Genomic DNA, 23,216 nt, shown 5'->3' on the forward strand with positions numbered 1-23,216 from the left:
CACGGTCGGGTCACGTCACACGACGGGAGCGGTGGCCGTCACCCTCTTCACGAACTCGACGACCGCCGAGCGCATTTCGGCGCTGCGCGGCACCACCCCGGACATCCAGAACGATCCGTGAATCAGCCCGTCGAAGCGGATCGCCTCGGTATCGACGCCGGCCTGCCGCAACGACTCGGCGTACGCCTCCGCCTCGTCGCGGGCCACCTCGTTCTCGGTGGTGAGCACGAGGGCCGGCGGCAACCCCTCGAAACCGGCGGCGCGACTCGGTACGGCGTACGGGTGTTTCGCATCCTCCGGCGAGGACAGGTAGTTGCTCCAGAACCAGTCGAGGTCCCCGGCGCCGATCACGTACCCCTCGGCGAACTCCTGCCGGGACGGGAGGTCCGCGTTCGGATCGATCACCGGGTAGATCAGCACCTGCCCCCGCAGGCGCGGTCCGCCCTCGTCCCGGGCCCGCAGCGCGGTGACGGCGGCCAGGTTGCCGCCGGCGCTGTCACCCATGACGACGACGTTGCCGGGGTCACCGCCGTAACTTGCGACGTTGTCGGCCACCCACTGCAGGGCGGCGGCAGCGTCGTCGGCGGCGGCCGGGAACCGGTGTTCCGGGGCGCGGCGGTACGTCGCGGCGACGACGATTGCGCCCGCGCCGTTCGCGACCGCCCGCGCCGGTTCGTCGACGACGTCGATGTCGCCGGCGACGAACCCGCCGCCGTGGAAGTACAGGACCACCGGGTGCGGTGCCCGGCCCTCCGGCACGTAGACCCGCAGCGCGATCTGCGCTCCGCCGCTCTCGTAGTGCGCGTCCTCCACCCGGGCGACGGGTTCGGGCGGCGCCTGCAGTCCGGCGAACGTCGCCACCACCGCCCGCGCCTCCTCCACGGTGCTGTGCTCGAAAGCTTTCAGCCCCTGCGCCTGTAGTCCGGCGATCAATTCTGCTGCGTGTGCGTCGAGTGCCATTTCGGTCTCCTTTGGTGGGGGGTAGGGGTCAGGACACGGTGGAGGCCGCGCGGGCCTCCGCCCGGGTGAGCGCGAAACCGGAGTAGCCGCCTGCCACTACCTCGTCGCACGTCGCCCGGTAGGTGGGGGCGCCGCCGAGGTAGACCATGCAGGCACGAGGCTTGCCGGGAATGTTCGCGCCCATGTACCACGAGTTCGTCTCCGGCAGCAGGGTCTGGTCGGCGATCTCGTTGGTCAAGGCACCCCAATCGCTTTCGGCCTGCGCGGTGGGCTCGATGACGTCGAGGTCGCGTCGGTCCAGGTAGTCGATCGCGTCGGTCGCGAAGTCGACGTGGTCCTCGATGGCGAGTGGCATGTTGTAGAGCACCGACGGCGACTGCGGTCCCGTGATGAGGAACAGGTTGGGGAACTCGTTGACCATGATGCCGAGGTAGGTCCTGGGTCCGTGCTCCCACTTCTCGGCCAACGGCAAACCGCCCCGACCGCGGATGTCCATGGCCATCAACGGACCGGTCATCGCGTCGAATCCGGTTGCGAGGACGATGGTGTCGACCTCGTAGACGCGGTCACCGACCCGGACTCCAGTCGGCGTGATCTCGTCGATCGGCGTGGACTTCACGTCGACGACACTCACCGAGTCGCGGTTGAACGCCTCGTAGTAGTTGGTCTCGAGCGGGGGACGCTTGGTGCCGTACGCGTAGCCCGTCGGCGCCAGCGTCGCGGCCTTCGCCGGGTCCTGCACCCGCTCGTGGATCCGGTCGCGGATGTAGTCGGCGATCGTGTCGTTGGCCTTCTTGTCGAACAGGATGTCCTGGTAGGAGTCGATGAACAACCGGAACCCGCCGGCGTTCCAGCGCTCGTCGAACGTGCGGCGGCGCTCCTCGGCGTCGACGGCGAGCGCGGACGGCTGCACCTGATTGAACGGGACGCCGAGGAAGTGGTTGCGGGCCGCGGTCCGCACGTCCGCATAGTTGCTCTTGATGTCCGCCAATTCGTTCGGGTCCATCGGACCGTTGCCGAGAGGGGTCGCGAAGTTGGGGGTGCGCTGGAAGACCACCAGTTCGGCGGCGTCCTCGGCGATGAACGGGATGGCCTGGATGCCGCTGGCCCCGGTCCCGATCACGGCCACCCTCTTGCCGGTGAAGTCGGCGCCCTCACGTGGCCAGTTGCCGGTGAGCAGCACCTCGCCGCGAAAGTTGTCGATACCGCCGAACTCCGGCGTCTTCGGCACCGACAGGTTGCCTGCCCCCGAGATGAAGTACCGGCTGCGCACGACGGCGCCGTCGTCGGTGCGGACCGTCCACACCGAGTTCTCGTCGTCCCAGTGCACGCCGACCACGCGGGTGTCGAACGTGATGTCTTTGCGCAGGTCGAAGCGGTCGGCGACGTGTTCGAGGTAGCGGAGGATCTCCGGCTGTCCGGCGAACCGCTCACTCCACTGCCATTCCTGCTGCAGATCCTCGTCGAACGAGTACGAATAGTGGACGCTCTCGATGTCGCAGCGGGCACCCGGATAGCGATTCCAGAACCAGGTGCCGCCGACGTCCGAGCCGGCTTCGAACACCCGTGTCGACAGCTTCATCGTGTCGCGCAGCTTGCGCAGGGCGTAGAGGCCGGCGAATCCGGCACCCACGACGACGACGTCGACGTCGGCAGAAATGGTCTTTGACATGCGTTGGGCTCCTCGGGACGATGGGTTCCGGCTGGAGTCGAGCGGGCAACCGGGGTATGCCAACGACAATGGCCCACGTCACATCACCCCCACACCGGGTAAAACACCCCCTCGGTTACCTGTGTTGTCCGTCACATTCGGTGGGGGTAGGTTTCGTTCCACACCTGGCTAACCGGACACGGGAGAAATCCACTGACTCGCTCGAGAGAACTCACGAGGTCGATGACCAGCTTCGTCGGCCGACGCCGCGAGATCGAGGAAGCCCGCGCACGACTGCAGCAATCCCGGCTCGTGTCGCTGCTCGGTGCCGGCGGCGTGGGCAAGACGCGGCTGGCCGAGGAACTCGCGGTCCGCTCCGCCCGCGCCTTCCGCGATTCCGTCCGGTGGATCGACCTCGCGCCCGTCCGCGATCCCGACGCACTGCCCTCCGCGGCCGCGGCCGCGCTCGGCGTCACCGACCAGTCGAGCCGTGCGGTGATGGACAAGGTGATCGACCAACTGCAGTCCCGGCATATGCTGATCGTCCTCGACAACTGCGAGCACCTACTGTCCGCGGCAAGCGAATTCGTCAGCACCGTCCTCGCCTCCGCGCCGGAGGTCCGGATCCTCACCACGAGTCGCGAACCGCTCGGGATCGCCGGCGAATTCACGTACCTCCTTCCACCGCTGAGCACTCCGGGTGACATCGAGGACTGCCGCGCCGCGGACATCGCCACGTTCGAATCGGTGTCGTTGCTCGTGGAGCGCGCGCAGGGCGTCGTCGCCGACTTCCGCCTCACCGACGCGAACGCCCCCGCCGTCGCACAGTTGTGCAATCAGCTCGACGGGATCCCGCTCGCCATCGAACTCGCCGCCGCCCGGCTGCGGTCGCTGTCCGCGTCGCAGCTCGTCGAACGCCTCGACCAGCGTTTCGCACTCCTCACCGGCGGTGACCGGGCGGCGATGCCTCGCCAGCAGACGCTGCGCGCCCTCATCGACTGGAGTTACGAACTGTGCTCGGACACCGAGCGGCTGCTGTGGTCGCGGCTCGCCGTGTTCCCCGGAAGCTTCGATCTCGAAGCCGCGGAAGCCGTCAGCGGGTTCGGTGCGCTGTCGGACTCGCCGGTCATCGACGTCCTCGACCGCCTGGTCGGAAAATGCCTTGTCACCGTGGACCGTTCGACCGAACGTCTCCGCTACTCGCAGCTGATGACGGTGCGGGAGTACGGGCACGAGCTCCTCGAACTGAGCGGGGAGCGCGACGAGCTGTACCGGCGACATCTCGAGCATTATTCGGAGCGCGCCCGCCGGTCGTCGCTCGACTGGTGCGGGCCAGGACAATCGGAGATCCTCGCGGGACTGCGGATCGACCACCCCAACCTCGTGGCCGCCCTGGACTGGGCCCTGCACGACGACTCGCAGCGGGCGGCGGCCGCGGAACTGGCCGTCTCGCTGCGGTACCACTGGATCGCGGGCGGCAACCTGTCCGACGGGAGGACCCGGCTCGAGCGGATACTGCTACGGCTCACCGACCCCACCCGGGAACGGGGCGACGTGCTGTGGGTGACCGCGTGGACCGCGCTGATCCAGGGTGACCGCGACGCCGCGCGCGAACACCTCGACGAGTGCACGGCGATCGCGACCGCGCTCGGTGACGAACGACTTCGCGCGCACGCCGACCACTGGGCGGGGATCCACGCCGTGTTCTCCGGCCGCCCCGACGAAGCCATCGGGCTGTTCCGTGATGCCATCGCCGTCCACCGCGCCGTCGGCGACACGGCCTCGGTGCTGACCGCGTCGTTCGAGATGGGCATGGCGCAGACCTACGACGGCCGGCTCGACGACGCCCTCGAGACGTGCCGGGACGTGATCGCGGTGGCGGACGTGCACGGCGAGAAGTGGAACAAGGCCTACGCCCTGTGGGTTTCGAGCGTCGCGTACTTCCACCTGGGCCGGGGCGACGATGCCGTCGACGCTGCCCAGCAGGCGCTGCGGATCCAGCGCGACTTCAAGGACAAGATCTGCACGGCTCTGTCGATCGAGGTGCTGTCGTGGGTGGCCACGTCGAGCGGTGACGCGAACGCGGCGGCCAGGCTGTGCGGCGCCGCGAAGGGTGTGTGGCATCGGCTGGGCACGTCCGTCGCCGCCTTCGGCCCCCATATCACCGACGACTCGCTGTCGTCGGAGCGCGACGCCGCCCGCATGGTCGGGCCCGACGAGTTCGCCCAGCTCGCAACGCCTGCGGTCCGGCTCACCATCGAGGAAGCCGTCGACCTCGCACTGGGCACCCCCACCGAGCGCAGGGCGCCGCGCGCCGAGGCGTCGCCGCTCACCAAACGGGAACAGGAGATCGCCGACCTGCTCGCCCAGGGCCTCAGCAATCGGCAGATAGCCGAGGCGTTGGTGATCTCGCGGCGCACCGTCGACGGACACGTCGAGCACATCTTCGACAAGCTGGCCGTCAGCTCCCGCACGCAGGTGGCGGCGTGGGTCGCAGCCCGGGCGCATCCCCCCGTCGTGGAGACCGGCCGATAGCCGGACCGTAACCGCCGGCCGCGCGAAAGGCACTGCACAGTCGGGAATCTCGACGGTCTATACTCCACCTCGTCGCCCACGGTCGTGGGCTCCACCACGGGGAGGCAACGCATGACGTCGCAGCAGCAGGACACCTCGGCGGACCACAGCGGGCCGCTGGCACCGCCGCCCGCCAGCAGTCTGCCGCTCGCCATTGTTGCGATCATCGCGTTCGTGCCGTTCGGCATCGTCGCACTGCTGCGCTCGCTCACCGTCCACCGACTGTGGGAGCGCGGCGAATACGACCTTTCGGTGCGCGCCGCCGCCGACGCCCGACAGTGGTCGATCCGCGCGATCGCCCTCGGCCTGTCGATCGCGGTGTTCGCGGTCGGGGCGGCGCTGGTGCTGTCGAAGCCCTAAACGCTGTGAGCGGGAGCCGTTTCTACCGGCGGCCGTGGCCGCAGCCAGGCGGGTAGCCACTGCGGCTGCGCATCGGGCGCCTGGTCGAGCACGCCGCCCGCAGGATCGTCGATGAAGCCGTACCGCACGAGGTCCTCGCCGGGCCGGTAGATCTGGCGGATGATCAGCGCGCAGATGACCACGACCGCAATGTCGCGGACCACCACCGCGGCGGTGAACCACTGCTCGGGGAGTCCCTTGTCGGCCACGCCGAGGTAGTAGAACATCCGCGGCACCCACACCAGCGCGTCGATCGTCATCCAGGCCAGCAGGATCCGCCGGTGCGGGAAGGCGAGCACGGCCAGCGGGACGAGCCACAGCGAATACTGCGGGCTCCACACCTTGTTGGTGAGCAGGAAACCCGCGACCAGCAGGAAACACAGTTGGGTCAGTCGCGGCCGTCGCGGCGCCGTCAGCGCGATGTACCCGATCCCGACGCACACGAGGGCGAACAGCAGGAACGACACCGCGTTGAGGACGGTGGGCGCCTGACCGGCCGACAGGATCCCGTCGAACCCGGTCCAGCCCGTGAACGACGAGATGACGTTGTAGACGGAGTCCGGGTCGGCGCCGCGTTCGGAGTTGAGCCGGAAGAATTCGGCCCAGCCGCGTGGGAACAGCAGGGCGATCGGCAGATTGACCGTCAGCCAAGCGCCGATACCGGTCAGCGCCGTCACCGACCACTCACGGACCTTGCCCGTGCGCAGGCACAGCACCAGCAGAGGCCCGAGGAGGAGCAGCGGATACAGCTTGGCGGCACCACCGAGGCCGAGCAGGATCCCGGCGAGCACCGGCCGTTTCCGCGACCACGCCAGCAGCCCACCCGCCGCGAAAGCCGTTGCGAGGGGATCGAAATTCGTGAACGCGTGCACGATCACCAGCGGGGACACGGCGATCAGCGCGGCGTCCCAGATGCGGCGTCCGGCCAGAAGCGCACTCGCCCAGACGGTGACCAGCCACGCCAGCGCCAGACCGAGCGCGACGACGTTGAAATAGATCGCGACCTGCAGCGCACCGGGCAGCCAGTGCACCGCGTCCCACGACTTCGCGATCGTCATCGCGCCGTACTGGTAGAGCCCGGAGATCACCGGGTACTCCATGTAGCGGCGCTGGGTCTGGCCGTTGCCAGCGTCTTCCTCCCACCACTTCTTGTAGGGGAAGGCGCCCTCGTTCAACCGTTCCGCGCCATACAGCGGGACCGTGTCCGAGTAGCACATGGCGACGTACTGCCGGCTGCCACTCCAATCGAGCCCGAGCGCGCCGTTCTCGCCGACCGGCGCCTGCTGGATGCACGGCGCCTTCGCGAACCAGCCGAGCGCGAGAAACACGATCGCCAGCAACAGAATGGCGCGCATCGGCGTGAAGAACCGGCTGCGCCCGACGACCGCATGCCGTCCGACCGGACCACCGATCACCCCGGAGAGGTCGGCGGTCAGCGGATCGGTGCGCCCGGGAAGGTCCCGCCAATCCGCGGAACGCCGATCCTTCGCCAGCGGCGCGGGCGAGACGAATCCCGTCTCACCCGCGTCGCTGAAGGCGTGCGCGTCAGGGTTGTCGGCCACTCCGCGAGGCTACCGGTCGCCGTTAACGGGCCGGAACCTGCTGCTGGGCGTTGCCATTACCGGCGTTCGGCGGCGTCGTCGTCTCCGGTTCCGCCGGAACCGCCGGGGCCGCGGTGGTGGGCCTCGGTGCCAGACCCGGAATCGGGATGGTGATCCCGGGCAGGATCTCGACCGGCGACGGCGTCACGACCACCGGCGGCACGAGCTCCGTCGGCAGCTGGAACGTGCTCGTCGGCGGCGCCGATGTCTTGGTCGGTGCCGGTGCCGAATAGGCCGGGATACCCGACTGGCCACCGATCGCACCCGGCTTCGGGAACTTCTCGACGTCGGTGCCCTCGAGGGCGCCGTCCATCGTGTCCTTCCAGATGTCGGACGGCAGACCGGAACCGTAGATCATGGCGCCGCTGCTGTTCTCCAGCGCCTGACCGTCCGTGGTGCCCACCCACACCGCCGTGGACAGCGACGGGGTGTATCCGACCATCCAGGCGTCCTTGTTCTTGCCGGTGTCACCGAGCTGCGCGGTACCCGTCTTGGCCGCCGACGGGCGTCCGCCCGCCAGGTTGTGGCCGCGCGAGTACCCGGCGATGGGTTCCATCGCCGACGTCACGTTGTCGGCGACGTCCTTGTCGATGCGGTCCTCACCGGTGTCACCGCCACGGTCGAGCAGGACCGTTCCGTCGGCGCTGACGACCTTCTGCACGAAGTGCGGCGGGTGGTACGTACCCGAGGCGGCCAACGTGGCGTACGACGACGCCATGTCGAGGACCCTCGACTGGTACTGGCCGAGCACGATGCCGTTGTTCGGACCGCTGCCGTCGGGCTCGGTCAGCGAAGGCCCGACACCGGGGATCTCCTTCGGGATACCCGCCTTGTGGGCCATGTCGGCGATCGCCTGCGGTCCACCGTCGAGTTCGAGCTCCTGACGGTAAAAGCTGGTGTTCAGCGAACGCTTCAACGCCTCGGCGATGGTGCAGGTGCCGCAGCCCTCGCCTTCGACGTTGCTGATGGTGATGCCGTTGACCGTGAGCTCCGAGCTGTCGTACATCTGTGACAGCGGGATGCCCTGATCCAGGGCCGCGGCGAGACCGAACACCTTGAACGACGAACCGGTCTGCAGTCCGGCGTTCGCGAAGTCGTACCCCCCGCCGTCCTCGCCGCCGTAGTACGCGCGCACCGCGCCGGTCTTCGGGTCGACCGACACGACACCGGTACGCAGGTTCTCCGGCTCACCCTCCATGTTGGAGCGCGCCGAATCCACCGCCGCCGCCTGGGCGACCGGGTCGATCGTCGTGGTGATCTCGAGGCCCTCGGTGTTGAGCAGCTGCTCGCTGATCCCCGCCTCACCCAGCTCACGCAGAACCTGATTCTTGATCAGGCCCTCCGGTCCGGAGTCCTGGTTGCCGTTATCGACCTGCGCGATCGGCACGTACGGCGGATACTGCATCACCGACCGGGCCGACTGCTCCAGCGTTCCCGCCGACACCATGCCGTCGAGCACGTAGTTCCAGCGCGCCTGAGCACCCTCCGGGTTGGTCTCCGGATCGAGCAGCGACGGCAGCTGGATCGACGACGCCAGCACCGCGCTCTCCTCGACCGTCAACTGGTCGACGGGCTTGTTGAAGTACGCCTTCGACGCGGCCGCGATGCCGTACGCACCACGCCCGAAGTAGATGGTGTTCAGGTACGCGGCGAGGATGTCGTCCTTGGACCACTCGCGGGCCATCTTCGACGAGATGACGAGTTCCTTCATCTTTCGCGTCAGCGAACGCTCGGAACCGACCATCGTCTTCTTCACGTACTGCTGCGTGATGGTCGAGCCACCGCCGGCGCTGTCCTTGCCCAGGACGTTGTCGCGGGCGGCACGCGCGAACCCACCGATCGAGAAGCCGGGGTTCGAGTAGAAGTCCCGGTCCTCGGCAGCGAGCACCGCGTCACGGGTGTGCTTCGGGATCTGGTCGAGCGTCACCTCGGTGCGGTTGCCCTCCGGCGGCACGACCTTGCTCAGCACCGACGTTCCGTCGGACGCGTAGATCGTGGCCACCTGGTTGGTCTTGAGGTCGCCGGGCCGCGGGACGTCCTGAACGACGTATGCCGCCATGAACAGCAGGATCGGGATGATCAGCCCCATCGCGACGCACGCGTACGCCGTCCGGCGCACGATCTTCCACCGCGACTTCTTCACAGCCGTCTTCTTTCCACCCTTCGGCGGTTCGCCACCGCGGCCGCCGCCGGTCTTGCGACCGTTCGACGGCGGAGGTCCCGGCGGGCGCCCACCGGGACCCGACTGGTTACGCGCCACCGGGGGCGCACCTGCAGGACGGCCGGGCGGCGGGCCCGGACGACGCGGCGGGGGACCCGGCGGACGCCCACCACCCTGCGGCGGCGGACCGGGACGACGAGGCGGCGGGCCGGGGGGACGGCCACCACCCTGCGGGGGCGGAGGCGGCATCCGACGCGGCGGCGAGCCGCCCGATCGGCCCGGTGGGGGCCCACCCGCAGGCTGTCCGCCGCGGGGTGGTGGACCTCCGGGGCGTCCCTGTGGCGGGGGGCCACTCGGTCGTCTCGGTCCGTTCGGTCGATCACCCGGGGCGTTGCTGCGGGGGGAACTCACGTACAAATCTCCAGTGGTTGTGGACCGGCTTCAGTCCTGCGTTACGTCTGTGGGCACTCTTCTGCCCGCGTCCGTGTTCGGGCGTGTCTACTCGCTCGCGGTACGACGGCTCGGAGGCCGCGGCCGTGGCGACGAACGCCTGGGCCGTTTCGGTTCGGGCACGGTACCGAGAACATAGGACTGGACCAAATGGTTCCAGCTGCAAGTCCGGCACACCTCGACCACGTGAACCGAGAACTCCTCCTGAGTGGACGCGAGACGCACCAACTCCTCGGCCGTACGAGCCGAACCCGACACCGGGCCCAACTTGTCACCGAAGACCCAGGAGACCAGAGTCAACTGCTCCTTACGGCAGATCGGGCACACCACATCACTGCCCTTGCCGTGGAACTTTGCGGCACGAAGCAGGTAGGGGCTGGCGTCACACACCTCTGTGACACCCGTCCTGCCCGAGTAGACCTCGGCCAGGAGTGACCGGCGCTGAAGCGCATAGTCCACCACCTGCCGCTGTATCCGCACGGAGACCAGAGTACGTGCGTCGCGTCCGGAGAGAAGGGGTCGGTCGAGTGACACTGGTCAAACACGGTTGCCGCACTACGATGCCGGTGTGGCCTCAGGACCGTCCTCGCAGACTCGCGCACGTGACCTCGATCGGGTCAACGCATGCAGCCAGCTCGACGCCGCGTACGCCGACGGGCAGCTCGGCGCCGACGAGTACCACGACCGCACCGCCCAGGCCATGTCGGCGAAGACCCTCGCCGAGCTGAACCTGCTGATCAGTGACCTGCAACTGCCGTCGTCGATCACCGCACAGGCACCTGTCCGGACAGCGGGTTCACCCCGCCGGGCGCTGCGGATCGCGGTCGCGTGCGGTGCGGTGATCGCGGTCGGCGCGGTCGGTCTCGCGCTCACCGAGCAGGACGGCCCGGACCCCGTCACCCCACCGGTCCCGGTGCAGGTCGACAAGCCACTGGCCCAGCCGGAAGTCGAGGTGCCCGCGGTCGAACCGATCATCGTGGGCCAGGCGCAGCCCCTCACCCAGGACGGGATCTACGCCCTCTTCGAGCAGTACCGGCAGAAGTTCGGCGACCTCACCGTCCACGAACTGGGCTTGTACGACGAGTACGCGATCCTGTCGCGGACCGCCCCGGACGCGCCCGACAAGGTCGATCGGTACGACTTCCGCGGCGGGTTCAAGACGTCGGGGATCCGCACGCAGCGCCTCCCCGGAACCGGCGAGGTCGACCTCGCGCAGGTAAACGTGCCGGCACTCGTCGCGCTCATCGCCGACGCACCCCGGCTGGTCGGAGCCCCGGACGGCACCATCGGGCACGTTCTCCTCGCCGACGGCGGCAAGGGACCGACGATCAACGTGTACGTCTACGACAAGCAACAGACCGGCGGGGGCTACCTGCGGGCGACGCTCGGCGGAGACGTATGGCAGGTGAATCCCGCGAACTAGCTCTAAGATCCACCCGTGGCCAGCCGATACCCACCGAACACGCGGGCACGCGACGTCGATCGAGCCAACACGTCCGCATTGCTCGACGCCGCGTTCGGCGACGGCCAGATCAACGAGGCAGAACACCGCGCGATGTCCGAACTCGCCGCCGAGGCGCGCACCCTCGCCGACCTCGAGGTCCTGGTCAGTGACCTGCAGCGACCCGCCGACGCACCACCGGACGCACGGCCCCCACGCGACACCGCCAAGCACTGGTTCCCGGCGGCCGTCGCCGTCGCCGCAGTGGTGGCGGCCGTCGGCGCCTTCACGCTCGTCGACAGCGACGACGCGCAGGCCACCGTGACCCCCGTCGCGCAGCAGGTCGATTTCGACTCCGTCCAACCGCTGGTCGTCCCGACGCCGAATCCCGTCACCCCCGAGGGCATGAAGGTGTTCCTCGACCGGTACCTCGCCAGGTTCGGCGACCTGATCGTCGACGACCTCACCCTCTACGAGGGCGGCCACGCCGGCCTCGAACGCGCGCTGCCCCTCGAACCGAACCGGGTGGTGAGCTACGACTACCGCGGCGGCTTCACGCCGTCGGGAACCCCGACCACCCGGAAGGTCGACACACCCGTGTTCGACCTGTCGACGCTGAACCTCGACAAGATCGGCGGAACGGTCGTGGGTGCCCCGGTGAGCCTCAACGTCCCCGACGGAGAAGTCAGCCACATCTCGTTCGAGGCCGACGGCGACGGCCCCACCGTGTCGATCTACGTGACCAACGAATTCAGCGAGAGCGGACACATGGAACTCGCCCCGTCCGGTGAACCACTGAGCGTCTACCCCTTCGGCCGATAGGACGCAGATGCCCAGGACCACACTCGCCGGTATCCGCGCACGCGACTCCGACCGCGCCGACGCCTGCGGGATGCTCGACGCGGCGCTCGCCGACGGGCAACTGTCCGCGGAGGAGCACGCGTCCCGCACCTCCACGGCAATGCGGGCGAAGACGTTCGACGAACTCGACCGCCTCGTCGGCGACCTGCAGATCCCCAGCCGCCTCGCGGCCAGCCCCGTCGTGTCCCCGCGACGCCGCAGATCGTCGCGGCGGTGGGTGTACGCCGCGGTCCTCGTCGTCGCTGCGGCCGCCGTCGGCGGCATCGCCGGGGCCGTCGCGAACAGCGACCTCGGCCCGTCGAAGTCGGTGCCGAACCTGACCACCGGCGCCGGCCTGCACTTCTTCCTCGACGAATACCGCGCCGAATACGGCGACACCGTCGCCGACGAACTCGGCCTCTACCCGGCCCACGCCGTCTTCGACCGGCCGGCCGTCGGCAACGCGCGGCAATCCGACTCCTACCTCTACGACGGCGAATTCGACGACTGGGGCAGCTCGTCCACCCGATCCGACGACGAGAAGTCCTTCGACCTCGGCACCGTCGACCAGGTCGCGATCGCACGACTGCTCGCCGGGGCACCTGAAACCCTGCGCGTCCCCGACGGCGCGGTGGAGATCGTGTCCTTCCGGTACGAACCCGGGTCCGACGACGGACCGCCGACCATCTCCATCCACGTGAAGAACGCCGCCGGCCACACCGGACACATGGTCGTCGGATTCGACGGCGAACCGTTCGACATCTATCCCTACGAGGGCTGAGCGTTCGGGGTCGTGCCGGCGGGTGCCACCGGCCGCCGGCCACCAGGCGTCCCCGGCGCCCGATGTGACATCCGTTCAGTCAGACGGCACCGGTGTGACATTCGGCGACGCGGCCGGCCACCCGGACCTGTGTTGAAAACCTGTGACGGCTTGTCTCATGTATCGAGCGCGCGTATCCTCCTATATATCGGTGCGATATAGTTTTGAATCGCATCACACGGTTAGGTCGGGCGACTCAGGGGGTGGACGTGCTCGAATTGGCAATTCTCGGGCTGCTCCACGAGTCACCCATGCACGGATACGAGCTGCGCAAACGGTTGACGGGACTGCTGGGTGCATTTCGCGCCTTTTCGTACGGGTCCCTCTACCCGACGCTCCGACGCATGCAGGCAGACGGTTTGATCGCCGAGGACGCAGGCCCTCCGGGGACCGTCAAGCGTCGCGCCCGCCGCGTCTACCAGCTCACGCCGATCGGCAAGGAGCGGTTCAAGGAACTGGTCGCCGACACGGGTCCGCAGAACTACACCGATGACGGATTCGGCGTTCATCTCGCCTTCTTCAGCCGCACTCCCGCAGAGGCGCGGATGCGGATTCTCGAAGGCAGACGACGCCAGGTCGAGGAGCGTCGTGAGGCGCTTCGAGACGCGATCGGAAAAGCGAGCGGCACGCTGGATCGCTACACCAAGCAGCTCCACCAGCTCGGTCTCGAATCCAGTGAGCGTGAAGTGCGCTGGCTCAACGAGCTGATCGCCGCCGAGCAATCGACAGCAACACCTAAGAAAAAAGGAGAACCCGACCATGGGTGAGAACAGCACCGCGGTGCGCGTGGCCATTGTGGGCGTGGGGAACTGTGCCTCGTCCTTGGTTCAGGGCGTGCAGTACTACAAGGACGCCGACGAGACGGCGACCGTTCCCGGCCTCATGCACGTCAAGTTCGGCAAGTACCACGTGCGCGACGTCCAGTTCGTCGCCGCGTTCGACGTCGACGCCAAGAAGGTCGGATTCGACCTGTCCGAGGCCATCTTCGCCAGCGAGAACAACACCATCAAGATCGCCGACGTCCCGCCGGCCGACGTTCCGGTGTTGCGCGGCCCCACCCTCGACGGCATCGGCAAGTACTACGCCGAGACCATCGAGATCTCCGAGGCCGAGCCCGTCGACGTCGTCAAGGCTCTGAAGGACGCCAAGGTCGACGTGCTGGTCTCGTACCTGCCCGTGGGTTCCGAGGACGCCGACAAGTTCTACGCCCAGTGCGCCATCGACGCGAATGTCGCGTTCGTCAACGCTCTGCCCGTGTTCATCGCTTCCGACCCCGAGTGGGCTGCGAAGTTCAAGGACGCCGGCGTCCCGATCGTCGGTGACGACATCAAGTCGCAGGTCGGCGCCACCATCACCCACCGCGTGATGGCGAAGCTCTTCGAAGACCGCGGCGTGCAGCTCGACCGCACGATGCAGCTGAACGTCGGCGGCAACATGGACTTCAAGAACATGCTCGAGCGTGACCGCCTGGAGTCGAAGAAGATCTCCAAGACGCAGGCCGTGACGTCGAACCTGACCCGCGACCTCGGTCCGGGCAACGTACACATCGGCCCGTCGGATCACGTCGGCTGGCTCGACGACCGCAAGTGGGCGTACGTCCGCCTCGAGGGTCGCGCCTTCGGTGACGTTCCACTGAACCTGGAGTACAAGCTCGAGGTCTGGGACTCCCCGAACTCGGCCGGCATCATCATCGACGCCGTCCGCGCAGCCAAGATCGCCAAGGACCGCGGCATCGGTGGACCCGTCTACCCGGCGTCCGCGTACCTGATGAAGTCCCCGCCGGTCCAGATGGCGGACGACAAGGCTCGCACCGAGCTCGAGGCGTTCATCATCGACGCGGAGTAATCCGCGCAGCAGCTCCCGGGCGAATGCACCTTTCGTCGTCTTCACGGCGATGAAAGGTGCATTCGCCTTTGTGTTCGATTTCTTGTCAGACCCTCCCTCTACGGTGACACCCAGGATTCATCGAGGGAGGCGTGATGTCCGACAACACTTTCGATCGAGAGATCGACGACGCCTGGACCGAGCTCCAGGACCGTCTGACCGGGTACGTGCACGCTATGGAGGACGACGACGAACTGGTGCTGCAGTCGCAGTACGACAGCGTCGACGACGGCCTCGTCGAGACCGCCGCGTGCGTGCGGTTCTTCGCATGGGCCGGCGACAAGGTGCGGTGCGAGGTGCCGTCCAACCGCTTCCTGCACCCGGCGCGGGCACTCACCGCCGAGGAGCACGATCGGCTGATCGAGCTCGGCTGGAACCGCCCCGACCTGTGCGAGCACGTCGACGAGGGCAACGGTTCCGCGTCGTACTACCTCGACGCCGACCGGGAGGACGCCCACCTGCTGGCGTCGATGACGGTCACCGTGTTCCGGGAGATCTGGGACCTTCTGCATCCCTCGTTCCTGAAGGCGATCACCGGTGGCCGAGGCGAGACCCCGGAGTTCGGCTCTGCTGACGTCCCGGCCCAGCTACGCGACGGCGCCGGTTTGCGCGACCGTGTCGATGCCGCGGTCGAATCGATGCTCGAGCAGGCACCGGGCAAGGACGCGGACGGCGACATCCTCGTGTGGGTCGGCGACCTCCCGACGTATGTGCGGGTGATCGAGGAGGACGCTCGCGTCGAAGTGTTCGCCCGCGTGGTCCACGCGATCAGCGATCGCACACGCAGCGCGGAGGCGCTCGCCGACCTCAATCGCCAGTGGCCCGACATCAAGTTCCTGCTCATCGTCGACAACGTGGTCGCCGTCATGCGCGTCGACGGGTCACCGTTCGTCGCGGATCATCTGGTGTCGGTGTTCCGGATGTTCGAGCGTTTCGTGGACACCGTCGACGACGCGTTCGCCGAAAAGCTCGGTGGCAAACTCAATTCCACACCCGGCGCCACGTCCTCGTACGCCGAGCACGAGTGCGAGGACGATTTCCCCGCCGCGCTCGTGACCCTGATCCACCTCGACTCCGAGAGCGGGCTCGACCCGGACGACGTGGCCGAGATCTGCGGACGCGACCGCGACACCATCCTCGAATTCCTCCGGCTCTGCACCGAGCAGGAGATCGAGTGGCGCCACAACGCGGAACTCGCCCGCGACGAGGAGCCCGAAGAGGCCGACATGTGCGAGGACGAGGCGAGGGCCTGGGCCAAGACGAAGGAAAGCCTCCGCGCCGCGCTGCGGGTTGTGGTGCTGCCGAACAGGACTCCGCCACGCGGCGGGATTCAGAACCTCGGCTAACCGGGCAGCGGGATGATGACGCCCGGGAGGATTTCGATCTGGGTCGGCGCCGGGACGGGTGCGGGCACCGGCGGGACGGGCGGGACCGGGACGGCCGCCGGGGGCGGAACCTCGACGGGTGCGGGGGTGGGGGCACCGGGCGGCGGGACTACCCCGCTGGTGCCGGTTCCCGTTCCGTCGCCGCTGGTTTGGCCGGACCACGTAGGCACCCCGGCTTGGCCGCCGATCGGGTCGGGCCACGGGAAGTCTTCCCAATCGGTATCTTCGAGGGCGCCGTCCATCGTGTCTTTCCAGATGTCGGACGGCAGACCCGAACCGTAGACCAGTCCGCCCCAGCTGTTGTTGATGGCGGTGGCGTCGGCCTTGCCGATCCACACCGCCGTCGCCAGCGACGGCGTGTAACCGACCATCCAGGCGTCCTTGTTCTCGCCGGTGTCCCCGAGCTGAGCCGTGCCGGTCTTCGCCGCGGACGGGCGTCCCCCCGCCAGGGCGTGGCCCCGCGAGTAGGAGGCGATCGGCATCAGTGCCTGGCTGATGTTGTCGGCCACCGCGGCATCGAGCCGACGCTCACCCGGGCTCGGCGCACGGTCCAGGAGCACGACGCCGTCGGCGGTCACGACCCGCTGCACGAAGTACGGCTGGTGGTAGATGCCCGACGCCGCGAGCGTCGCGTACGCGGACGCCATGTCGATCGGCCGCGACAGGTACTGGCCGAGAACGATGCCGCCCTCGGGTTCGCCGCCGTTCTCGCTGAGCGTCTTGCCCTGCACCCCGGGGATGAACTCCGGGATCCCCGCCTTGTGGGCGGCGTCGGCGATGGCCTGCGGACCGTTGTCCAGCGACATCATCAACCGGTAGAAGCTCGTGTTCAGCGACCGCTTCGTCGCCTCGGCGATGGTGCACGTGCCGCAGGACTCACCCTCGACGTTGCCGATCTGCACGCTGCCGACCGTCAGCGGAGCACTGCTGAAGCGGGCGGAGAGGGGGATGCCCTGCTCCAGCGCGGCGGCCAGGCCGAACACCTTGAACGACGACCCCGTCTGCAACGGCGCCTGGGCGTAGTCGAAGCCGGCGCCGTCCTCGCCGCCGTAGTACGCGCGCACACCGCCGGTGCGGGGATCGATCGACACGACCGCGGTCCGCAACCCCGGATCCTCCCCTTCGAGGTTGTCGTGGACGGCCTCGATCGCGGACTGCTGCGCCCGCGGGTCGATCGTGGTGGTGATCTGCAGACCCTCGGTGTTGAGGGTCTGCTCGGAGATCCCCGCATCCGACAGCTCGCGCAGCACCTGGTTGCGGATCAGGCCGTCGGGGCCCGGCGCGGAGTTGGCGTCGGTGGGGCGGTTGGACGGCGCGGTGATCGGGAATTCCGCTGCACTGCGGTCCTGCTGACCGAGCACGCCCATCGCGACCATGCCGTCGAGGACGTAGTTCCACCGGGCCTGCAGCTGGTCGAGGTTGGCCTCGGGGTCGAGGTAGGACGGGCTCTGGATCACGGAGGCGAGCACCGCGCCCTCGGCCACCGACAGGTCGCCGACCGGCTTGTCGAAGTAGGCGCGCGACGCCGCCTCGATGCCGTACGCGCCGCGGCCGAAGTAGATGGTGTTCAGATAGGCGGCGAGGATCTCGTCCTTGGACCACTCGCGGGCCATCTTGGTGGAGATCACGAGTTCCCGCATCTTGCGGTACACGTTCCGGTCCGCGCCGACCAGCACGTTCTTGACGTACTGCTGTGTGATCGTCGACCCGCCGCCCGCGCTGTCCTTGCCGAGGACGTTGTCGCGGGCGGCACGCATGAAGCCGGTGACGGAGAAGCCGGGGTTGGAGTAGAAGTTGCGGTCCTCCGCCGACAGGACGGCGTCGCGGACGTGCTGGGGAATGGCGTCGAGCGCGATCTCGGTGCGGTTGCCCTCGGGCGGGATCACCTTGGTCAGCTCGGTGGTGCCGTCGGCGGCGAAGACGGTGGCCACCTGGTTGGTCTTCATGTCCGACGGGCGCGGGACCTCGGCGCGGACGTAACTGACCAGGAAGACGACGAGCGGGATGACCAGCAGCAATGCGATCACGACCAGGCTCACCCGGCGGACCGTGCGCCACCGGTTGCGCTTCTTCGTCCCGTCCGGTGATGGAGTGGTCGTGTCAGCCGAACCGTCGTCTACGGGCGGTGTACCCCCCGGTTCGGAGGCATGGTTGCCCGTCGCGTCGTTGCCAGAACTCACTTCCACCCTCCCGGTCAGTTATCCGGTCACGGAGGATCATCGCACCCACCGGTACGTATGTTATGTGAAGGGCCTCGAGTGTGACGCGCGCCGCGCTAACGCTCAGCAAATATCCATACCGACCGTACTGTTTCAGCGCACCCGATTCCGGGCTACGATCGCCAGCCCCGACAGCACCAGGCAGCCGAGCAACACCAGCGCGGGGGTGACGCCGGGGTCGCCGCGGACGACCTCGACGACCGCGGCGATGAACGCCATCACCGTGAAGAACCCGAGGATGCCGGTCAGAACCTCGAGCCGCTGCCGCTTCGCCACCGGATGCATGACCGACACCTTTCCCCTCGCTCCGCTCGACCGTTAACTCTTCACGCCGCCGGCCGTCAGGCCCGACACGATGCGACGCTGGAACAGCAGCACCATGATCACCAGCGGAATGGTGACGATCGTGCCCGCCGCCATGATCGCCGCGTATGGCACGACGTGCGGGTCGTTGCCGGAGAACCGGGCGATCGCGACCGTGACCGGTTCGGTGGCGTCGCTGGAGAGCTGGCTGGCGAGCAGGTACTCGTTGACGGTCGCGATGAACGCGAGGATGGCGGTGGTGAACAGGGCGGGCGCCGCGAGCGGCAACATCACCAGCCGGAACGCCTGACCGCGGCTGGCGCCGTCGATCCGGGCCGCCTCCTCGAGCTCCCAGGGGAGTTCCTTGAAGAACGACGTCAGCGTGTAGATGGTGAGCGGCAGGACGAACGAGATGTTCGGGATGATCATCGCCTGGTAGGTGCCGATCCAGCCGATGTTCGTGAACAGCTGGAACAGCGGGGTGACGAGGGCGACGACGGGGAACATCGACGCGCCGAGCACGATGCCGACCACCACGTATTTGAACCGGAACTCGATGCGGGCCAGCGCGTAGGCGGTGAAGATGCCGACGGCGAGGGCGACAACGGTGGTGATTCCGCCGATGATCATGCTGTTGACGACGGCCCGGGTGAAGTTGTTGCCGCTGCTCGTCGACAGGGCGTTCTGGAAGTTCTCGAGCGTGACGTGCGTGGGCCAGGGTGTGGTGTCGAACGTGTAGTCGGGGTCGCGGAACGCCGTCACCATCATCCAGTAGAACGGGGCGAGCCCCCAGACGAGGATGATCGCGACACCGATGTAGATGCGGGAGTTCTTGAAAGCGAACCGCTTCGAACGGTTGCGGCGGACGGGCCTGCTCGGGAGTTCGAGCTCCGGGGCGCGATGGGTCACGACTTCGGCCCCTTTCGCTGGGCTTCCTGAGTCTCGACGGCGTTGGCGCCGAGGAACTTCACGAGGACGAACGCCACCGCGAAGATCAGGAGGAACGTGATGGTGGAGAGTGCGGACGCGCTGTTGAACCCTTGCCGCACCTGGTCGACCACGAGGATCGACACCGTCGTGGTGGCCGGGTTGCCGCCGGTCAGGATGGCAGGGAGGTCGTACATGCGCAGGGCGTCCATCGTGCGGAACAGGATCGCGACCATCAGCGCCGGCTTCACCAGCGGGAGCGTGATCTGCCGGAACCGCTGCCACGCGGAGGCGCCGTCGACCCGCGCCGCCTCGTACACGTCCTGCGGGATCATCTGCAGGCCGGCGAGGATCAGCAGGGCCATGAAGGGTGTGGTCTTCCAGACATCCGAGATGATCACCGCGAATCGCGCGGGCCACGCGTCCGACGTCCACAGGATCTCGGTGCCGAGGAGGCGGTTGGCGATGCCGTCGTAAGCGAAGATGAAGTACCAGAGCTTGGCGGTGACCGCGGTCGGGATGGCCCACGGGATCAGGACCGCCGCACGCAGCAGGGCGCGGCCCTTGAACGTCTTGCCCATGATGATCGCCATCCACAGACCGATCGCGACCTCGAGGCCCACCGTGACGACGGTGAAGAACGCGGTGTTCCCGACGGCCGACCAGAACTGCGAGCCGAGCGTGCCGGGCGGGCACGCCACGGCCACCCCGCTCGGGGAGGTGCACTGCTGCAGAATCCAGTGTGTGTAGTTGGTGAACCCGGCCCAGCCGCCCTCGACGAACATGCCGGTCGACGGATCGAGTCCCGCGTCCTTCTGGAACGACATCACCACTGCCCGGATCACCGGGTAGCCGATGACGACGGCCAGCACGGCCAGCGTCGGGACGACGAACAGCCACGCGCGGCGACTGCTCAGCCCAAAGCGTCGCCTGTTCTCGTTCTTCTCACGCGAACCGCGGCCGGGGTCGTTATCCCCGGCCGCGGGACGGGCCGGCGCTCCACTGGTGGTCCCAGTCGGAACGGCCATGTTCACTCCTGTGCTCTACGAGCCTGCGGACTGGATGCCGGACTGCATGTCCGTGATCGCCTGATCCACCGACTTCTCACCCTTGATGGCAGCGTAGGCGTTGTCCTGCACTGCCTTCGACACAGCGGGGTAGTACGGGGTGACCGGACGGGGGACGGCGTTCTCGATCGACACCTTCAGCGTCGGCATGAACGGGTAGGCCGCGATGATCTCCGGGTCGTCGTACAGTGCGGCGCGGACCGGGGGCAACGAGCCCAGCGCGATGATCCGCTGCGCCTGCTCACCCTGCAGGAAGGTGAGGAAGTCGCGGGCCGTCGCCTTGTTCTCGGAGTACGCGCTGATGGCCGCGTTGTAGCCACCGAGGGTCGAGGCACCGATGCCGTCCTTGCCGGGCAGCGGGGCGACCGCGAACTTGCCCTTGACCGCGGACGAATCCTTGTCGGCGGTGCCGTACACGTACGGCCAGTTGCGCAGGAACAGCGCCTTGCCGTCCTCGAACGCCTTCTGGCTCTCGGGCTCCTTGAACGTGGTGTCCTGGGCCGGGATGTCACCGTTCTTGAAGTTGTCGACCAGCACCTGCAGGCCGGCGCGGGCCTCGGGGCTGTCGACGGTCGGCGTCTTGCCGTCCTCGCCGACGAACGAGCCGCCGTACGCGTTGATGACCTCGGCGGTGTTCACCGTCAGGCCCTCGTACGGTGCGAACTGACCGGCGTAGCAGTCGATGTTGTTGGTCTTCGCGACCTCACACGCGGCGGCCAGCTCGGCCCACGTCTTCGGTGCCGCGGGCAGCAGGTCGCTGCGGTAGTACAGCAGGCCGCCGTTGGTGTTCTTCGGCGCCGCGTACTGGGTGCCGTTGTAGGTGGCGCTGTCGACCGTGGCGGGGAGGATTCCGGTGTTGTCCACCGCGAACTCGCCGGTCAGCGGCTGCAGCCAGCCCTTGGCCGCGAACTCCGCGGTCCAGGGGACGTCGAGTGCGACGACGTCGTAGTCGGACTGCTTGGCCTGCAGGTGCTGGACCAGGTCGTCGTGCGCCTGATCGGCGTCGTTCGACTGCTCCTTGAACGTCACCTGCTCGTCCGGGTGCTCGGCGTTCCACGCGTCGATGATCTGGCGGACGACACCGGTCTCGGTGGTGTCCTTGCCCTCGACGTACGTGATGGGTCCGCGACCGTCGAGGTTCTCCGACGTGGAGTCGCTGCCGCTGTCGCCCGAGCAAGCGGTGAGCGTGACCAGCGAGGCAGCGGTGGCAAACACCGCGGCGCGCCGGACCGCTCTCGAAATCTGAACCATGGAGTCTCCCCGTAGGTAGATGTGGATGAACCCGTTACCGGCACGACTGAACTCGCGGCACCGGCGCGGTGTCGGAACATACTGTGGCATGGAACACCGCAGAAGTCCGGCATTACCCCCGACCTGAATCGGTCAGGAACCGCTCCGGCCACCGCCGGATCAGCTCAGCCGGTAGCCCTCGGACGCCGAGAACAGGTGCACCTGGGACGGATCGACGTGCAGTTTCACCAGGTCACCCTTGCGGGGCGGGTTCCGCCAATCGGCACGGGCCACCAACTGCTGCGTCTCCCCGTTGACGGTGCTGCGGCCGTAGATGTAGGCGTCGGATCCGAGTTCCTCCACCACCGCGACCTCCATCGGAATGCCGGTGGTCGACAGTTCCATGTGTTCGGGGCGGATCCCGACGACCACCTGACGTTCGTCGCTGTCCGAGCGCAGCTGCCGGGGCAGCGGGATGGTCGCGTCGCCGAGCACGACCCCGTCGGGGGTGATCGGCAGTGTGAAGAGGTTCATCGACGGCGACCCCATGAAGCCGGCGACGAACACGTTGGCGGGCCGGTTGTAGAGGTCGCGGGGCGACGCACACTGCTGCAGCACCCCGTCCTTCAGCACCGCCACCCGGTCGCCCATCGTCATGGCCTCGACCTGGTCGTGCGTCACGTACACCATGGTCGTCTCGAGCCGACGCTGCAGCTGCGCGATCTGCGTGCGTGTCTGCACGCGGAGCTTGGCGTCGAGGTTGGACAACGGCTCGTCCATCAGGAACACCTGCGGCTGCCGGACGATGGCGCGTCCCATCGCGACGCGCTGCCGCTGACCGCCGGACAGTGCCTTCGGCTTGCGGTCCAGGTACGGCTCGAGGTCGAGGAGTTTCGCCGTCTCCTCGACCCGCGTGCGGATGTCGTCCTTCGCGGCGCCGGCGAGCTTGAGCGCGAAACCCATGTTCTCGGCCACCGACATGTGCGGGTACAGCGCATAGTTCTGGAACACCATCGCGATGTCGCGTTCCTTGGGTTCCTGGGTGGTGACGTCGCGGTCACCGATGAGGATCCGGCCGCTGTGGACGTCCTCGAGCCCGGCCAGCATCCGCAGCGACGTCGACTTGCCGCAGCCGGACGGGCCGACGAGGACCAGGAACTCACCGTCCTCGATCTTCAGGTCGAGCGTATCGACGGCCGGTTTGTCCGAGCCGGGGAACAGGCAGGTGGCACCGTCATAGGTCACTGTGGCCATGAACGTCGAAGTCCCTTCTACCCGGCGCCGCGCACAGGTGCGTGAGAATG

19 protein-coding genes are annotated in these 23,216 nt (G+C 67.9%); 8 read left to right on the top strand and 11 right to left on the bottom strand.

Going from position 1 to position 23,216, the window contains the following annotated elements; genetic code table 11:
- Positions 1–15: 15 nt before the first annotated feature.
- Both PSR88_RS17490 and PSR88_RS17495 read right to left on the bottom strand, forming a co-directional pair.
- Positions 16–960 carry an alpha/beta hydrolase gene (locus PSR88_RS17490; RefSeq protein WP_011596068.1) on the bottom strand — a complete coding sequence of 315 codons (945 nt, stop codon included), beginning with the start codon at positions 958–960 and terminating at the stop codon, positions 16–18.
- A gap of 28 nt (positions 961–988) precedes the next feature.
- Positions 989–2,632: a flavin-containing monooxygenase gene (locus tag PSR88_RS17495; protein WP_009476439.1), complete on the bottom strand. Its 1,644-nt coding sequence runs from the start codon at positions 2,630–2,632 to the stop codon at positions 989–991.
- Positions 2,633–2,854: 222 nt separating this feature from the next.
- Between PSR88_RS17495 and PSR88_RS17500 the strand changes: the two genes are divergently transcribed.
- Together PSR88_RS17500 and PSR88_RS17505 are read left to right on the top strand one after the other, a co-directional pair.
- Complete coding sequence (locus PSR88_RS17500; protein ID WP_011596070.1) at positions 2,855–5,146, top strand: ATP-binding protein; 2,292 nt, start codon at positions 2,855–2,857, stop codon at positions 5,144–5,146.
- Between the two features lie 111 nt (positions 5,147–5,257).
- A complete protein-coding gene (locus tag PSR88_RS17505; protein WP_009476441.1) occupies positions 5,258–5,545 on the top strand; it encodes a CD225/dispanin family protein in 288 nt (95 codons plus the stop codon).
- Here the strand turns inward: PSR88_RS17505 and PSR88_RS17510 are convergent.
- From PSR88_RS17510 to PSR88_RS17520, 3 genes are all read right to left on the bottom strand, one after another.
- On the bottom strand, positions 5,542–7,146 hold the full coding sequence (locus PSR88_RS17510; RefSeq protein WP_009476442.1) for a glycosyltransferase family 87 protein: 1,605 nt from the start codon (positions 7,144–7,146) through the stop codon (positions 5,542–5,544). The genes PSR88_RS17505 and PSR88_RS17510 overlap by 4 nt on opposite strands.
- A gap of 22 nt (positions 7,147–7,168) precedes the next feature.
- Positions 7,169–9,445 carry a transglycosylase domain-containing protein gene (locus PSR88_RS17515; protein ID WP_083853145.1) on the bottom strand — a complete coding sequence of 759 codons (2,277 nt, stop codon included), beginning with the start codon at positions 9,443–9,445 and terminating at the stop codon, positions 7,169–7,171.
- 399 nt (positions 9,446–9,844) lie between these two features.
- A complete protein-coding gene (locus PSR88_RS17520) occupies positions 9,845–10,276 on the bottom strand; it encodes a DUF5318 domain-containing protein (protein WP_029539769.1) in 432 nt (143 codons plus the stop codon).
- Positions 10,277–10,364: 88 nt separating this feature from the next.
- On the opposite strand from PSR88_RS17520, the gene PSR88_RS17525 reads away from it, so the two are divergent.
- The 6 genes from PSR88_RS17525 (at position 10,365) to PSR88_RS17550 (ending at position 16,127) form a co-directional block, all read left to right on the top strand.
- The gene (locus PSR88_RS17525) at positions 10,365–11,219 is read left to right on the top strand and encodes a DUF1707 domain-containing protein (RefSeq protein ID WP_016884857.1); all 855 of its coding nucleotides are present in this window, start codon (positions 10,365–10,367) and stop codon (positions 11,217–11,219) included.
- A 15-nt stretch (positions 11,220–11,234) separates the two neighbouring features.
- On the top strand, positions 11,235–12,059 hold the full coding sequence (locus PSR88_RS17530) for a DUF1707 domain-containing protein (RefSeq protein WP_016884856.1): 825 nt from the start codon (positions 11,235–11,237) through the stop codon (positions 12,057–12,059).
- Between the two features lie 7 nt (positions 12,060–12,066).
- Complete coding sequence (locus tag PSR88_RS17535) at positions 12,067–12,858, top strand: DUF1707 domain-containing protein (RefSeq protein ID WP_016884855.1); 792 nt, start codon at positions 12,067–12,069, stop codon at positions 12,856–12,858.
- Between the two features lie 248 nt (positions 12,859–13,106).
- Positions 13,107–13,664 (top strand): PadR family transcriptional regulator, encoded by a 558-nt coding sequence (locus tag PSR88_RS17540; protein WP_005264441.1) that lies wholly within the window; start codon positions 13,107–13,109, stop codon positions 13,662–13,664.
- On the top strand, positions 13,657–14,742 hold the full coding sequence (locus tag PSR88_RS17545; protein ID WP_011596078.1) for an inositol-3-phosphate synthase: 1,086 nt from the start codon (positions 13,657–13,659) through the stop codon (positions 14,740–14,742). The genes PSR88_RS17540 and PSR88_RS17545 overlap by 8 nt, the downstream gene beginning before the upstream one ends.
- Before the next feature lie 134 nt (positions 14,743–14,876).
- Positions 14,877–16,127, top strand: a complete 1,251-nt coding sequence (locus tag PSR88_RS17550) for a T3SS (YopN, CesT) and YbjN peptide-binding chaperone 1 (RefSeq protein WP_016884854.1) — start codon at positions 14,877–14,879, stop codon at positions 16,125–16,127.
- Here PSR88_RS17550 and PSR88_RS17555 read toward each other — a convergent pair.
- The 6 genes from PSR88_RS17555 to PSR88_RS17580 all read right to left on the bottom strand — a co-directional run bounded on the left by PSR88_RS17555 (position 16,124) and on the right by PSR88_RS17580 (position 23,166).
- A complete protein-coding gene (locus tag PSR88_RS17555) occupies positions 16,124–18,346 on the bottom strand; it encodes a transglycosylase domain-containing protein (RefSeq protein ID WP_011596080.1) in 2,223 nt (740 codons plus the stop codon). The genes PSR88_RS17550 and PSR88_RS17555 overlap by 4 nt on opposite strands.
- 132 nt (positions 18,347–18,478) lie before the next feature.
- Complete coding sequence (locus tag PSR88_RS17560) at positions 18,479–18,670, bottom strand: hypothetical protein (RefSeq protein ID WP_029539768.1); 192 nt, start codon at positions 18,668–18,670, stop codon at positions 18,479–18,481.
- A 33-nt stretch (positions 18,671–18,703) separates the two neighbouring features.
- On the bottom strand, positions 18,704–19,597 hold the full coding sequence (locus tag PSR88_RS17565; RefSeq protein WP_011596081.1) for a carbohydrate ABC transporter permease: 894 nt from the start codon (positions 19,595–19,597) through the stop codon (positions 18,704–18,706).
- Positions 19,594–20,643: a carbohydrate ABC transporter permease gene (locus tag PSR88_RS17570; RefSeq protein ID WP_011596082.1), complete on the bottom strand. Its 1,050-nt coding sequence runs from the start codon at positions 20,641–20,643 to the stop codon at positions 19,594–19,596. The genes PSR88_RS17565 and PSR88_RS17570 overlap by 4 nt, the downstream gene beginning before the upstream one ends.
- A gap of 15 nt (positions 20,644–20,658) precedes the next feature.
- Complete coding sequence (locus PSR88_RS17575) at positions 20,659–21,933, bottom strand: ABC transporter substrate-binding protein (RefSeq protein WP_037198066.1); 1,275 nt, start codon at positions 21,931–21,933, stop codon at positions 20,659–20,661.
- Between the two features lie 159 nt (positions 21,934–22,092).
- The gene (locus PSR88_RS17580; RefSeq protein ID WP_016884851.1) at positions 22,093–23,166 is read right to left on the bottom strand and encodes an ABC transporter ATP-binding protein; all 1,074 of its coding nucleotides are present in this window, start codon (positions 23,164–23,166) and stop codon (positions 22,093–22,095) included.
- Positions 23,167–23,216: the final 50 nt, after the last annotated feature.

It is taken from the genome of Rhodococcus sp. DK176, from assembly GCF_038447315.2.
Lineage (GTDB): Bacteria > Actinomycetota > Actinomycetes > Mycobacteriales > Mycobacteriaceae > Rhodococcus_F > Rhodococcus_F jostii_A.